Source organism: Pseudomonas sp. MS15a(2019) (assembly GCF_013277805.1).
In the GTDB taxonomy this organism is placed as follows: domain Bacteria; phylum Pseudomonadota; class Gammaproteobacteria; order Pseudomonadales; family Pseudomonadaceae; genus Chryseomonas; species Chryseomonas benzopyrenica.
Window position 1 is genome coordinate 275,581 of the sequence record NZ_VBTN01000001.1, and the last position, 13,070, is coordinate 288,650.

General features: G+C 66.9%; 13 protein-coding genes. 5 read left to right on the forward strand and 8 right to left on the reverse strand.

Annotation, left to right across the window (positions count from 1 at the left end; genetic code table 11):
- Positions 1 to 148: 148 nt before the first annotated feature.
- The 5 genes from FEZ61_RS01315 (at position 149) to FEZ61_RS01335 (ending at position 3,994) form a co-directional block, all read left to right on the forward strand.
- Positions 149 to 1,108, forward strand: coding sequence for an ABC transporter substrate-binding protein (locus FEZ61_RS01315; protein WP_173146828.1), 960 nt, complete (start codon positions 149 to 151; stop codon positions 1,106 to 1,108).
- A gap of 1 nt (position 1,109) precedes the next feature.
- Positions 1,110 to 1,961 (forward strand): proline/glycine betaine ABC transporter permease, encoded by an 852-nt coding sequence (locus FEZ61_RS01320; RefSeq protein ID WP_017641843.1) that lies wholly within the window; start codon positions 1,110 to 1,112, stop codon positions 1,959 to 1,961.
- A complete protein-coding gene (locus tag FEZ61_RS01325; protein ID WP_173146830.1) occupies positions 1,958 to 2,773 on the forward strand; it encodes a betaine/proline/choline family ABC transporter ATP-binding protein in 816 nt (271 codons plus the stop codon). The genes FEZ61_RS01320 and FEZ61_RS01325 overlap by 4 nt, the downstream gene beginning before the upstream one ends.
- A 113-nt stretch (positions 2,774 to 2,886) precedes the next feature.
- Positions 2,887 to 3,639, forward strand: coding sequence for a TerC family protein (locus FEZ61_RS01330; RefSeq protein WP_017641841.1), 753 nt, complete (start codon positions 2,887 to 2,889; stop codon positions 3,637 to 3,639).
- Positions 3,640 to 3,769: 130 nt separating this feature from the next.
- Positions 3,770 to 3,994, forward strand: coding sequence for a hypothetical protein (locus FEZ61_RS01335; RefSeq protein ID WP_017641840.1), 225 nt, complete (start codon positions 3,770 to 3,772; stop codon positions 3,992 to 3,994).
- A 56-nt stretch (positions 3,995 to 4,050) separates the two neighbouring features.
- On the opposite strand, the gene FEZ61_RS01340 is transcribed toward FEZ61_RS01335, so the two are convergent.
- The 8 genes from FEZ61_RS01340 to FEZ61_RS01375 all read right to left on the reverse strand — a co-directional run bounded on the left by FEZ61_RS01340 (position 4,051) and on the right by FEZ61_RS01375 (position 13,016).
- Positions 4,051 to 5,472, reverse strand: a complete 1,422-nt coding sequence (locus FEZ61_RS01340) for a TIGR00366 family protein (RefSeq protein ID WP_173146832.1) — start codon at positions 5,470 to 5,472, stop codon at positions 4,051 to 4,053.
- 127 nt (positions 5,473 to 5,599) lie between these two features.
- The gene (locus FEZ61_RS01345; RefSeq protein WP_173146834.1) at positions 5,600 to 6,781 is read right to left on the reverse strand and encodes an acetyl-CoA C-acetyltransferase; all 1,182 of its coding nucleotides are present in this window, start codon (positions 6,779 to 6,781) and stop codon (positions 5,600 to 5,602) included.
- A gap of 13 nt (positions 6,782 to 6,794) precedes the next feature.
- Positions 6,795 to 7,421 carry a CoA transferase subunit B gene (locus tag FEZ61_RS01350; RefSeq protein ID WP_017641837.1) on the reverse strand — a complete coding sequence of 209 codons (627 nt, stop codon included), beginning with the start codon at positions 7,419 to 7,421 and terminating at the stop codon, positions 6,795 to 6,797.
- A gap of 1 nt (position 7,422) precedes the next feature.
- Positions 7,423 to 8,124 carry a CoA transferase subunit A gene (locus FEZ61_RS01355; RefSeq protein ID WP_017641836.1) on the reverse strand — a complete coding sequence of 234 codons (702 nt, stop codon included), beginning with the start codon at positions 8,122 to 8,124 and terminating at the stop codon, positions 7,423 to 7,425.
- Between the two features lie 19 nt (positions 8,125 to 8,143).
- Complete coding sequence (locus tag FEZ61_RS01360; RefSeq protein ID WP_017641835.1) at positions 8,144 to 8,896, reverse strand: 3-hydroxybutyrate dehydrogenase; 753 nt, start codon at positions 8,894 to 8,896, stop codon at positions 8,144 to 8,146.
- A 10-nt stretch (positions 8,897 to 8,906) separates the two neighbouring features.
- Positions 8,907 to 10,301, reverse strand: a complete 1,395-nt coding sequence (locus tag FEZ61_RS01365) for a GntP family permease (protein ID WP_017641834.1) — start codon at positions 10,299 to 10,301, stop codon at positions 8,907 to 8,909.
- A gap of 358 nt (positions 10,302 to 10,659) precedes the next feature.
- A complete protein-coding gene (locus FEZ61_RS01370; protein WP_017641833.1) occupies positions 10,660 to 12,102 on the reverse strand; it encodes a sigma 54-interacting transcriptional regulator in 1,443 nt (480 codons plus the stop codon).
- Positions 12,099 to 13,016, reverse strand: coding sequence for a 3-hydroxyacyl-CoA dehydrogenase family protein (locus FEZ61_RS01375; RefSeq protein ID WP_173146836.1), 918 nt, complete (start codon positions 13,014 to 13,016; stop codon positions 12,099 to 12,101). Before FEZ61_RS01375 ends, FEZ61_RS01370 begins: the two co-directional genes overlap by 4 nt.
- Between the last annotated feature and the right edge of the window lie 54 nt (positions 13,017 to 13,070).

Consider the following 13,070-nt stretch of genomic DNA (forward strand, 5'->3'; position numbering starts at 1 on the left):
GCATGAGGCGGGATTCAGCACCCGCGCGCCTCACCGCGGCGGCGCCAGGGCCCTTGGCTGAACCCTGGGCTCGCGCCGCTGACCAAGGTAGGATCGCCAGCGGAACGGCTCTGCCGTCCTGGCCCTCCCAGTGCAGACGGAGCCTCTCATGCCCACAGCCTTTCCCCGCCGTTCCCTCCTGGCCGCCGGCCTCTCCCTTGGCCTGCTGGCCGCCGGCACTGCCCAGGCCGACAGCTGGTGCGCCAGCAAGCCGGTGAAGTTCGCCGGGGTGAACTGGGAAAGCGGCATGCTGCTCACCGAATTGATGGGCTTCGTCCTGCAGCACGGCTATGACTGCACCGTGGACAGCATTCCTGGCAACTCCATCACCCTGGAGCAGGCGCTGGGCAACAATGACATTCAGGTCTTCGCCGAGGAGTGGATCGGTCGCAGCGAGGCCTGGAACAAGGCCGCCGCGGCCGGCAAGGTGGTCGGCGTGGGCGCGCCCATCGAAGGCGCCACCGAAGGCTGGTATGTGCCGCGTTATCTGGTGGAAGGCGAGGGCGCCAAGGCCCCCGACTTGAAGAGCATCGCCGACCTGGGACAATATGCCGAGCTGTTCCGCGATCCGGAGGAGCCAGGCAAGGGCCGTTTCTACAACTGCCCGGCCGGTTGGACGTGCGAGTTGGAAAACACCCAGATGCTGCAGAGTTACGGCTTGAGCGACAAGTACACCAACTTTCGTCCCGGCACCGGACCGGCGCTGGATGCGGCCATCGTCTCGGCCACTCGGCGCAAGCAGCCGATCCTGACCTACTACTGGTCGCCGACGCCGCTGCTGGGGCGCGTGGACATGGTGCAACTCAAGCCGCGCGCCGGTGAAGAGAAGCGCATCCAGGTGCAGGCCGGTCTCTCCAAGCCTTTCCACGACGGTGCACCGGAACTGGTCGCCGTGTTGAGCCGCGTCAATGTGCCCATCGAGCTGCTCAACCGCACCCTGGCCGAACAGGCCGAAGCCAAGCAGGACGCCCCCACCGCGGCCAAGGCGCTGCTCAAGGCCCATCCCGAACTGTGGCAGGCCTGGGTGACCGACGCGGCGGCGCGCAGCAAGATCCAGGCGGCGCTCTAGGATGTTTCCCGAAGGTCTGACCTTTTCCTTCGCCGACGCCGTCAATCGCGGTGTCGACTGGCTGGTGACCCGCTACGGCGACGTATTCCGGACCATCTCCGACACCCTGCTGCAGGCCATCGTCTGGCTCGAAGGCCTGCTGCGCGGCACCCCCTGGTGGGCGCTGCTGCTGATCGTCGCGGCCCTGGCCGCCCATGCCACCCGCCGGGTGTTGCCGACCCTGCTGATCACCGGACTGCTGTTCCTGGTCGGCGCCCTGGGGCTGTGGGACAAGCTGATGCAGACCCTGGCCCTGGTGCTGGTGGCCACCGCCATCGCGGTGATCATAGGAATCCCCCTGGGCATTCTCTGCGCCCGCAGCGCTCGCCTGCGCCTCGTGCTGATGCCGCTGCTGGACATCATGCAGACCATGCCCAGCTTCGTGTACCTGATCCCGGTGCTGATGCTGTTCGGCCTGGGCAAGGTGCCGGCGATCTTCGCCACGGTGATCTACGCCGCGCCGCCCCTGATCCGCCTCACCGACCTGGGTATCCGCCAGGTCGATCGCGAGGTCATGGAGGCGGTCAACGCCTTTGGCGCCAATCGCTGGCAGCAGCTGTTCGGCGTGCAGTTGCCGCTGGCCTTGCCAAGCATCATGGCCGGCATCAACCAGACCACCATGATGGCGCTGTCCATGGTGGTGATCGCCTCCATGATCGGCGCTCGCGGCCTCGGTGAAGAGGTCCTGGTGGGCATCCAGACGTTGGACGTGGGCAAGGGCCTGCAGGCGGGACTGGCCATCGTCATCCTCGCCGTGGTCATCGACCGCATCACCCAGGCCTATGGCCGCCAGCGTCACGAGGTGGAGCGATGAAGATCGTCGTCGAACGGGTCTCCAAGATCTTCGGCAAACGCGAGCAGGCGGCCCTGGCCCTGCTCCGTGAGGGGCACGACAAGGCCGACATCCTCGCCCGCACGGGTTGCGTGGTGGGGGTGGACGATCTCTCCCTGGAGATCGCCGAAGGCGAGATCTTCGTCATCATGGGGCTCTCGGGTTCCGGCAAGTCGACCCTGGTGCGCCACTTCAACCGGCTGATCGATCCGAGCAGCGGGCGCATCCTCATCGATGGTCAGGACATCCTCCAGCTGCCCCTGCCGGCGTTGCGCGAGTTACGGCGCCAGCGCATCAGCATGGTGTTCCAGAGCTTCGGTCTCTTGCCCCATCGGCGGGTGCTGGACAACGTCGCCTATGGCCTCAAGGTGCGCGGCGAGCCCAAGGCGGTCTGCCGGGAGCGGGCGCTGCACTGGCTGGAGGTAGTCGGCCTGGCCGGTTACGAGCGCAAGTGGTCGCACCAGTTGTCCGGCGGCATGCGCCAGCGGGTCGGCCTGGCCCGCGCTCTGGCGGCGGACACCGAGATCATCCTGATGGACGAGGCTTTTTCCGCCCTCGATCCGCTGATCCGCGCCGAGATGCAGGAGCAGCTGCTGGAATTGCAACAGCGCCTGCACAAGACCATCGTCTTCATCACCCACGACCTCGACGAGGCGCTGCGCCTGGGCAATCGCATCGCCATCCTGCGCGACGGTCGGCTGGTACAGGTGGGCACCCCAGCGGACATCCTCGGCCAGCCGGCCGACGACTACGTGGCGCGCTTCGTCCAGCGACGTACTGCTGCGATAGTTTGAAACAATTGCAGCAGAGGTCTTCACGAGCATTTCACACCGCCAAGGCTCTGATGGTGAGACCTACGGCCTAACCCCGCGTCAGGCCTTTCTCTTCCCACTGGAACCGCACCGCAATGGACTATCTGCTACAACTCGCTGCCGATCCGACCGTCTGGGCTGCCCTGGCTACCCTGATCGTGATGGAGGTGGTGCTGGGTATCGACAACCTGATCTTCATCTCCATCCTCACCAACAAGCTGCCCGCCCATCAACAGCAGAAGGGCCGCCGCATCGGTATCAGCCTGGCGTTGATCCTGCGCCTGGGCCTGCTCGGCACCGTGGCCTGGATCGTCCAGCTCACCGAGCCGATCATCGAGGTGTTCGGCAAGAGCTTTTCCTGGAAGGACCTGATCCTCATCGCCGGTGGCCTGTTCCTGTTGTGGAAGGCGACCAAGGAGATTCACCACAACGTCGATCCCGAGCCCGACAGCGCCCTGACCAAGGGCGCTGAGACGGCGACCCTGGCGTTCGGCTCGGCCATCGTGCAGATCCTCTTGCTGGACCTGGTGTTCTCGGTGGACAGCATCATCACCGCCGTGGGCATGACCGAACACCTGCCGGTGATGGTGATCGCGGTGGTGGTGGCAGTGACCGTCATGTTGCTGGCGGCCGATCCCCTGGCCAAATTCATCGACCGGAACCCCACCGTCGTGATGCTGGCGCTGGGCTTCCTGATCATGATCGGCATGACCCTGATCGCCGAGGGTTTTGGCGCCCATGTGCCCAAGGGCTATATCTATGCGGCTATGGCCTTCTCGGCGCTGATCGAGGGTCTGAACATGCTGTCGCGGCGGGCCAAGCGTCGCCAGCAGACGGCTGGCAAGTAAGGAAAAGACGTGCCGGAAGGCCTTGTTACATTCCGGCACGTCTATTGCTAACAATTAATTCAAGGACTAGGCACTATCGGTCTGGACCCTTGTCATAGCAGCGTCACACGTGAGGTTTACAACTGAAGTCATGAACATACAAGCCCAAGCCCAGAACGCCATGCATGCCCTCAGCGCCGCTTTCGCGCCGATGAGCTGCGTCATCGACGCCCCTAGCAAACGGGGTTTTTCCTTCATCGTCGTTAACGAACATGGCGTGGCCAAGCACACCCGCCGGATCTATCGTGACGAATACAGCAGCCCGAGCCGCCTGCAGGCCATCATCGACAGCACCCGCCTGGCCATCGCCGGCTGAGATTCAGCCGGCTTCCGCTTTACCCCTCCCGCTTTATCGTCTGCGCCCCACCCGAGCTACGGGTGTACCGGCGGCAGATACGCCAACGTTCCCCCCAACAGCCACAGCAGCACCAGCACCAGGGGTGCATGGACCAGCAGCTGCACGAAGGAAAAGCCGACCAGGTCGCGCGCCTTCAGCCCCAGCACGCCCAGCAGCGGCAGCATGTAGAAGGGATTGATCAGATTCGGCAGGGCCTCGGCGGCGTTGTAGATCTGCACGGCCCAGCCCAGGTGATACTGCAGGTCGTTGGCCACCTGCATCACATAGGGCGCCTCGATGATCCACTTGCCCCCACCCGAGGGGATGAAGAACCCCAGCAGCGCCGAATAGACGCCCATCAGCAGGGCGAAGGTGTCGTGGGTGGCAATCTGGGTGAAGAACGCTGCAATATGGTGCGCCAGGGTCTGGCCGTCGGCGCCGTTGACCTTGGTCAGGATGGCGGCGATGGAGCCGTACAGCGGAAACTGGATCAGCACCCCAGTGGTGGCCGGTACCGCGCGGGCCACGGCGTCGAGGAAGTGCCGGGGTCGCCAGTGCAGCAAAGCGCCCAGGGAGATGAACAGCAGGTTGTAGGTGTTCAGCCCCGAAATGGCCTCGATGGCCGGCTTGCTGGCGAATTCCTGCACCAGCCAACCCGCGGCCAGCAGCACCAGCAACACGATCAGGATCGGGCTGTATTCCAGCCATTCACCCGGACGGGTCGGCCTGGCGGCCGGCTTGGGCGCCGGGGTGACATCGACGCCACAGGCGCGGGCATCGCGCGCGCTGTCCGGCCCCGGGGCGGTGACATAGGCGATCACCGCCGAGACCACCAGCAACACCAGCAGCAGGACGCCGGACTGCCAGAGGAACAGCGTCTGGCTGAAGGGGATCACCCCGGTAATGGCCAGGATCGACGGGGGCAGACTGGCCGGGTTGGCCTGCAGCTGCGCCGCCGAAGACGACAGCCCCAAGGCCCAGACCGCGCCCAGGCCGAGGTAGGCGGCGGCACCGGCGGCACGATAGTCCATCTTGAGTTCTTCACGTCGCGCCAAGGCGCGCACCAGCAGGCCGCCGAACACCAGGCTCAGGCCCCAGTTGAGCAGGGAGGCGAGCATGGCGACCAGGGCCACCCAGCACACCGCACCACGCCCGGTCCGGGGCACCCGCGCCAGCCGCTCGATCAGCCGCGCCGCCGGCCCGGAGCTGGCGACTACATAGCCGCCGATGACCACGAAGGCCATCTGCATGGTGAAGGGGATCAGGCTCCAGAAGCCATCGCCAAAGGCCTTGGCGGTCTTGGCCGCCGGCGCACCCATGCCAAGGGCGGCCAGGGCCACCACGGCCACGGCGAGCACAGCGAACACCCAGGAGTCGGGAAACCAGCGTTCGGCCCAGTTGGAACAGGCCAGGGCGAACCGCGCGCTGCGCGAATCGCGGGAAGGGGTTGAGCTCACGGGAGGTCCTTTTGTTGTTGTTTTTTGTGGGAATGTAGTGCGGGACGGTGATGCATTGATCGCGGCCATGGGCCGCTCCTACGGTGGTGTCCGGACCTGTAGGAGCGGCCCATGGCCGCGATAGGCTTTAACGCCGCTCCACCGCCAGCGCCACGCCCTGACCACCACCGATGCACAGGGTCGCCAAGCCTCGACGCCCGTCACGGCGACGCAGTTCGTGCAGCAGGGTCACCAGCACCCGGCACCCCGAGGCGCCGATGGGGTGGCCCAGGGCGATGGCGCCGCCGTTGACGTTGACCTTCTCGTCATCCCAGCCCAGCTCCTGGCCCACCGCCAGTGCCTGGGCGGCGAAGGCTTCGTTGGCTTCGATCAAATCGACGTCGGCCAGCTGCCAGCCGGCTTTTTCCAGCGTCTTGCGGGTTGCCGAGACTGGGCCGATGCCCATGATCGCCGGGTCTACCCCGGCGCTGGCATAGGCGGCGATATGGGCGAGCGGCGTGAGCCCCAGGGCAGTGGCCTTGGCCGCACTCATCACCAGTACCGCAGCGGCACCGTCGTTCAGGCTGGAGGCGTTGCCCGCGGTGACGCTGCCGTCCTTGGTGAAGGCTGGACGCAGGCGCGCCAGACCTTCGGCGGTGGTGTCGGCGCGAATGCCTTCGTCGGTGTCGAACAGCAGCGGTTCGCCCTTGCGCTGGGGGATGGCCACCGGGGTGATCTCCTCGCGGAACCGCCCGGACTCCACCGCGGCCGCGGCGCGCTGCTGGGAGCGTGCAGCGAAGGCATCCTGGGCCTCGCGGCTGATGCCGTATTTCTGCACCAGATTCTCCGCGGTCTGGCCCATGTGGTAGTCGTTGAAGGCATCCCACAGCCCATCGCTGAGCATGGTGTCGACCAACTCGGCATGGCCCAGGCGCAAGCCGGTGCGTACCTTGGGCAGCACATAGGGCGCCAGGCTCATGTTCTCCATGCCGCCGGCGACGACGATCTCGGCGTCGCCGCAGCGGATCGCCTGGACCGCCAGCTGCACCGCCTTGAGGCCGGAGCCACAGACCTTGTTCAGGGTCAGGGCCGGCACCTCGTGGGGCAGGCCGGCCTTGACCGCCGCCTGGCGCGCCGGATTCTGGCCGGCGCCGGCGGTGAGCACCTGGCCGAGGATGACTTCATCCACCGCAGCAGGCGCCACGTTGGTCTGTTCCAGCAGGGCGCGGATGACGGTGGCGCCAAGCTCCACCGCGGGCACATTGGCCAGGGAGCCCTGGAAACTGCCGACCGCGGTGCGGGTGGCGGCGACGATGACGACGTCTTGCATGGCTGGGATCTCCTCAGGCCTGGATGGGGGCGCCGGTGGCGGCGCGCAGTTCATCGAGGCTCACGCCTTCGGCCAGCTCCACCAGTTTCAGGCCGCCTTCGGTCACCTCCAGCACAGCCAGGTCGGTGATGATCAGGTCGACCACGCCAACCCCGGTCAGCGGCAGGTCGCAGGCCGGCAGGATCTTGTGGGCACCCTTGGCGGTGTGTTCCATCAGCACCACCACGCGCTGTACGCCAGCCACCAGGTCCATGGCGCCGCCCATGCCCTTGACCATCTTGCCGGGGATCATCCAGTTGGCCAGGTCACCTTTTTCCGACACCTGCATGGCGCCCAGGATGGCCAGGTTCACATGGCCACCGCGGATCATGCCGAAGCTGGTGGCGCTATCGAAATAGCTGCTGCCGGGCAGGGCGGTGACGGTCTGCTTGCCGGCGTTGATCAGGTCCGGATCGACCGTCTCGGCGGTGGGGAAGGGGCCGATGCCCAGCAGGCCGTTTTCCGACTGCAGCCAGACGTCCATGCCGGCGGGAATGTAGTTGGCGACGAGGGTCGGCAAGCCGATGCCGAGGTTGACGTAGAAGCCGTCCTGCAGCTCCCGGGCGGCGCGTTGCGCCATCTGTTCGCGGGTCCAGGCCATCTTACTTCTCCTCGCTCAGGGTGCGTTTTTCGATGCGTTTCTCGGGGCTTGCGTTGACCACCAGGCGCTGCACGAAGATGCCGGGCAGGTGGATCTGGTCGGGGTCCAGCTCGCCGACTTCCACCAGCTCCTCCACCTCGGCCACGCAGACGCGACCGGCCATGGCGCACAGCGGATTGAAGTTGCGCGCGGTCTTGTTGAACACCAGGTTGCCGGCCTTGTCGGCGCGCAGCGCCTTGACCAGGGCCACGTCGGCGGTCAGCGCCAGTTCCATGACATGGGGCTGGCCATTGAAGTCGCGCACCTCCTTGCCCTCGGCCACCAGGGTGCCGTAACCGGTACGGGTATAGAACGCCGGGATGCCGGCGCCACCGGCGCGCAGCTTCTCGGCCAGGGTGCCCTGGGGGGTGAATTCCAGTTCCAGCTCGCCAGCCAGGTACTGGCGCTCGAATTCCTTGTTCTCGCCCACGTAGGAGGAAATCATCTTGCGGATCTGCCGGGTCTCCAGCAGCTGGCCGAGACCGAAACCATCCACCCCGGCGTTGTTGCTGATGGCGGTCAGCTCGCGGGCGCCAGTGTCGCGCAGCGCGGCGATCAACGCCTCGGGAATGCCGCAGAGGCCGAAGCCACCCACGGCCAGGGTGATGCCGTCGCTGACCAGCCCGTCGAGGGCGGCCGCGGCGTTGGGATAGAGCTTGTTCATGGCAGAGGTCCTCTTGTCGTTATTGGGCGGTCCAGCCGCCGTCCATGGTCCAGGCGGCGCCGCGCACCTGGGCGGCGGCGTCGCTGCACAGGAACAGCGCCAGCTCGCCCAGCTGGTCGGTGGTGACGAATTCCTGCGAGGGCTGCTTCTCGCTGAGCAGGTCGCGACGGGCCTGGTCCGGATCGCTGCCACGGCTGTCCAGCTGCTGCTGGATCAGCGGGGTGAGCACGAAACCCGGGCAGAGCGCGTTGCAGGTGATGCCGGTGCGAGCGGTCTCCAGGGCCGTGACCTTGGTCAGGCCCACCACACCATGCTTGGCGGCCACGTAGGCCGCCTTGCCAGTGGAAGCCACCAGGCCGTGCACCGAGGAGATGTTGACGATGCGTCCCCAATCGCGTTCGCGCATGCTCGGCAGCGCCAGGCGAGTGGTGTGGAAGACGGCCGAGAGATTGAGGGCGATCACCGCGTCCCAGCGCTCCACCGGAAAGTCTTCCAGCGGCGCCACGTGCTGGATGCCGGCGTTGTTGACCAGGATGTCCACGCCGCCGAAGTCGCGTTTGGCGTAGGCGAAGAGGTCTTCGATCTCCTCCGGCCTGGACAGGTCGGCCCCGTGGAAACCTGAGTGGCCGGGGAGGCTGGCCTGGGCCGCAGCGGGATCGCCGAAGCCGTTGAGGATGAGGGTGGCGCCAGCGGCGGCCAGGCGCTGGGCGATGCCCAGGCCGATGCCGCTGGTGGAGCCGGTGACCAGGGCGGTCTTGCCGGTAAGGTCCATGGTTGTCTCCTTAGACGAGGCCGGTCAGGTAGTAGAGGGCGATGACGAAGAACACCGCCACGGTCTTGATCAGGGTGATCTTGAACACGCCGCCATAGGCTTCGCGGTGGGTCAGGCCGGTCACCGCCAGCAGGGTGATCACCGCGCCGTTGTGCGGCAGGGTGTCCATGCCACCACTGGCCATGGCCGCCACCCGGTGCAGCACCTCCAGCGGGATGCCCGCGGCATTGGCGGCGGCGATGAAGGTGTCGCTCATGGCGGCCAGGGCGATGCTCATGCCACCGGAGGCCGAGCCGGTGATGCCGGCCAGCAGGGTCACGCTCACCGCCTCGTTGATCAGCGGATCGGGGATGGCCTTGAGGCCCTGGGCGAAGAGCACGAAGCCGGGCAGGGCGGCGATCACCGCGCCGAAACCGTATTCGGACGCCGTGTTCATCCCGGCTAGCAGGGCGCCGGAGACGGCGGTCTTGCTGCCCTCGGCCAACCGCCCGCGGATGGCGCCGAAACCCGTGGCCAGCACCAGCAGGATGCCCGCCAGCAGCGCGCCTTCCACCGCCCAGATGCCGGTCAGCTTGGCCACCTCCTGGGTCACTGGCTTGGCCATGCCCGGCAGCGCCAGGTTATGGGTGGCGCCGTACCAATCGGGAATCCAGCGGGTCAGCAGCAGGTTGAGCACGCCCACCAGCACCAGCGGTGCCAGGGCCAGCCAGGGGTTGGGCAGCGGCAGGTCGGCGGCGGTCTCGGGTTCGTTGCGCAGCGGCACGCTGGCATAGCCTTCGCCACTGTTGCGGGCCTTGCGGCGAGCGCTGCCGAGGTAGGTGAGGCCCACCGCGATGACGAACAGCGACCCGGCCAGGCCCAGCCAGGGCGCGGCCCAGGCGGTGGTCTGGAAGAAGCTGGTGGGGATGATGTTCTGGATCTGCGGGGTGCCGGGCAGGGCATCCATGGTGAAGGAGAAGGCGCCCAGGGCGATGGTGGCCGGGATCAGTCGCTTGGGAATGTCGCTCTGGCGAAACATCTCGGCGGCGAAGGGATAGACGGCGAAGACCACCACGAACAGCGAGACGCCGCCATAGGTGAGCAGGGCGCAGACCGCGACGATCACCGGGATGGCCCGTTCGCGACCGAGCAGGCGGATGGCGGCGGCGACGATGGCGCGGGAAAAGCCCGACAGCTCGATCAGCTTGCCGAACAGGGCCCCGAGCATGAACACCGGGAAGTAGAGTTTGAGAAAGCCCACCATCTTGTCCATGAACACCCCGGTGAAGGCGGGCGCCACGGCGGAGGGATCGGTGAGCAACACGGCGCCGAGGGCGGCGAGGGGGGCGAAGAGGATGACACTGAAACCCCGGTAGGCGGCGAACATCAGCAGCGCCAGGGCAGCGAGTGCGATCAGGACACTCATGGCTTCTCCTAGAGCTTCGCCTGAGGCGAAGCGGTTCTTGTTGTTATAGGGCGATACAGGGATCGCCTGAACACAGGAGCCAGAACCGTGCCAGCTTTATAAGCTATTGTTTTGCATGAATTTTTATTTCGATCTTCGCCGGCTAGCGATAAATTGTCTCAAAAGTTGGACCCTGTAGGTTGGGTTGAGCGAAGCGAAGCCCAACATCGCCCCGAGGCCAGCAATGTTGGGCTTCGACGATAGAGCCGTCTCAACCCAACCTACGGGTGGACCCTGTAGGAGCGGCCCATGGCCGCGATGGATCGTCAATCGCGGCCATGGGCCGCTCCTACAGGCTGTCTCTTTATGTAGATATATCTCAATTTTGAGACGTCAGCCCCAAGGCCACTAGTTTCTTGTACAGCGTAGACCGCCCCAGACCCAGACGCCGGGCGGCCTCGTCCACCTTGCCGCCGCAGGCGGCCAGGGTGTCCTGCAACAGCTCGCGGTCGAAGCGCTGGCGGGCTTCGGCATAGGTTTCGCCGCTCGGGCCAGGGAGGGATTGACCTGCTGTGGCAGGTGCGGGGGCCCCATCCAGCGCCGCGGCCAGTGCCCTGGCGTCCAGCTGGCTGTCGTCACCCAAGAGCACCGCGCGCTCCAGCACGTTGCGCAACTCGCGCACGTTGCCGGGCCAGGGTTGGCGCTGCAGCAGCGCCAGCCCATCGGCGGTGAGTTCAGGGGTGGGCTGTCCGCCTATCTGGGGCAGACTGTCGAGGATGGCCTCGGCCAGCACCGCCAGGTCGTCCAGGCGCTCACGCAGCGGCGGGATGCGGATCGGCAGCACATTGAGGCGGTAATAGAGATCGGCGCGAAAGCGCCCCTCGGCCACGGCGGTCTCCAGGTCGCGGGAGGTGGCGGCTATCATGCGCACGTCGCAGGCCAGCACCTCGTTGGAGCCCAGGGGTTCGTACTCCTTTTCCTGCAGCACCCGCAGCAGCTTGGCCTGCAAGGCCAGGGGCATGTCGCCGATCTCGTCGAGAAACAGGGTGCCGCCCTGGGCGATCTGCAGCTTGCCCGGGCGGGCGCGTCGTTCGGCGCCGGTGAAGGCACCCGGCGCGGTGCCGAAGAATTCCGCTTCCAGCAGGCTTTCCGGGATGGCCGCGGCATTGATGCTGACGAAGGGCCGCCCGGCCCGCGGCGAGGCGCCGTGGATGGCATGGGCCAGCAGCTCCTTGCCGGTGCCGGTCTCGCCTAGCAGCAGCACCGCGGCCTCGCTGGCGGCGGCGCGCCGGGCGCGGCGCTTGACCTCCAGGCTGGCCGGACCGCTGCCGACGAAGTGGCCGAAACCGTACTTGGCGGTGCGCGCATGCTGCAGCGAGCGCCGGGTGGTGGCCAGTTCTTCCTGGATGCGAAGGTAGCGGGTCACCAGCGGCGCCAGTTGCTGCAACTGGTCGAACAGCGCGAAGCCGATGGCGCCGATCAGTTCGCCCTCGTCGGTATGGATCGGCAGGCGCATCACCACCAGCGGTCCGTTGCGGGTCTCCAGCATGTCCAGCAGGATCGGCTGGCCATTGCGTGCCACCTCGCGCAGGAGGCTGTGGGGAATGATCTGCTCCACCGGCTGGCCGATGGCGGCGGCGGCATCCGGCAGGCCGAAGTGCTGGGCGTATCTCTGGTTGATCCAGACGATGCGCGCCTCGCGATCGACGATCACCGTGCCGTTGCTGGTCTGCTCGATGATCTCGAACAGCGAGCGGATCGCCCGCTGGCGGATGTCGGCGTAGTCTTCCAGCCCGGGCAGACCCGGCGGGGTGCGGCTCATGGCTTCAGCGCATGGCGCAGCTGGTGCAGGCGCCGCTGGACGATGCGCTCGCGCCGCGCGGCGTCCCACTCATGGAAGCCGTGGCCGCTGCGCAGGCCGGTACGGCCGGCGGCCACCTGGTCTTCCAGCAGCTGCAGCGGGGCCTCGTCCCGCGCCAGGGTCGGCCAGAGATGCCGGGCGATGTCGCGAAAGGTGTCCAGCCCGCCCATGTCCGCCGCCTCCAGGGGGCCGACCATGGCATAGCGCCGACCCAGGGAAGCGCGCATCACCCGATCCACCGTCTCGGCATCCGCCGCGCCGCTCTGCACGATGTGCAGGGCCTCGCGCAACAGGGCGAATTGCAGGCGATTGCCGACGAAGCCGGGAATGGCCCGCTGCAACACCACGGCCTCCAGGTCGGCGGCTTCCAGCAGTTGGCGCACGGACTCCAGGTGCGTGGGCAGGGTGGCCGTGCCGGGCACCAGCTCCACCAGGGGAATGAAGTGTGGCGGATTCCAGAAGTGGGCGATCAGCAGGCGCTCGGGATGGCGCAGGTGCGCGGCCAGCTCGTCTGGTGGCAGGCCGCTGGTGTTGCTGGCGATCAGAGCGTCCGGGCGCAGCACGGCTTCGAGATGGGCATAGAGACTGTGCTTGAGCTCCAGGCGCTCGGGCACGGCTTCGAAAAGCAGGTCGCAGTCGGCGAGATCGGCAAGCTCGGTCGTGGTCGTGAGGCGGGCGACGACCGCCTCGGTGTCCACGGCAATGTCGGCTTCTTCCAGCTCGGCGAGCAGGGTGCGCGCGGTGGCGGCCACCTCGGCGAGACGGTCGGGGTCGACATCCTGCAGGCGCACGGCATGGCCGTGGCGGGCGAGATGCACGGCGATGCCGATGCCCATGAGACCGGAACCCAGGACGGCGAGGCGTGGCGTGGTCATGATCTTTTCCTTGTGAGACGGCCGCGGCAACCGTCTCACACTTGACCGCCCCCG

What these genes read in the sequence shown, in the direction of transcription:
- FEZ61_RS01325 (WP_173146830.1), top strand. Translation starts at nt 1,958, where the DNA reads ATGAAGATCGTCGTCGAACGGGTCTCCAAGATCTTCGGCAAACGCGAG.
- FEZ61_RS01335 (WP_017641840.1), top strand. Translation starts at nt 3,770, where the DNA reads ATGAACATACAAGCCCAAGCCCAGAACGCCATGCATGCCCTCAGCGCC.
- FEZ61_RS01370 (WP_017641833.1), bottom strand. Translation starts at nt 12,102, where the DNA reads ATGAGCCGCACCCCGCCGGGTCTGCCCGGGCTGGAAGACTACGCCGAC.
- FEZ61_RS01320 (WP_017641843.1), top strand. Translation starts at nt 1,110, where the DNA reads ATGTTTCCCGAAGGTCTGACCTTTTCCTTCGCCGACGCCGTCAATCGC.
- FEZ61_RS01360 (WP_017641835.1), bottom strand. Translation starts at nt 8,896, where the DNA reads ATGGACCTTACCGGCAAGACCGCCCTGGTCACCGGCTCCACCAGCGGC.
- FEZ61_RS01345 (WP_173146834.1), bottom strand. Translation starts at nt 6,781, where the DNA reads ATGCAAGACGTCGTCATCGTCGCCGCCACCCGCACCGCGGTCGGCAGT.
- FEZ61_RS01365 (WP_017641834.1), bottom strand. Translation starts at nt 10,301, where the DNA reads ATGAGTGTCCTGATCGCACTCGCTGCCCTGGCGCTGCTGATGTTCGCC.
- FEZ61_RS01330 (WP_017641841.1), top strand. Translation starts at nt 2,887, where the DNA reads ATGGACTATCTGCTACAACTCGCTGCCGATCCGACCGTCTGGGCTGCC.
- FEZ61_RS01375 (WP_173146836.1), bottom strand. Translation starts at nt 13,016, where the DNA reads ATGACCACGCCACGCCTCGCCGTCCTGGGTTCCGGTCTCATGGGCATC.
- FEZ61_RS01350 (WP_017641837.1), bottom strand. Translation starts at nt 7,421, where the DNA reads ATGGCCTGGACCCGCGAACAGATGGCGCAACGCGCCGCCCGGGAGCTG.
- FEZ61_RS01315 (WP_173146828.1), top strand. Translation starts at nt 149, where the DNA reads ATGCCCACAGCCTTTCCCCGCCGTTCCCTCCTGGCCGCCGGCCTCTCC.
- FEZ61_RS01355 (WP_017641836.1), bottom strand. Translation starts at nt 8,124, where the DNA reads ATGAACAAGCTCTATCCCAACGCCGCGGCCGCCCTCGACGGGCTGGTC.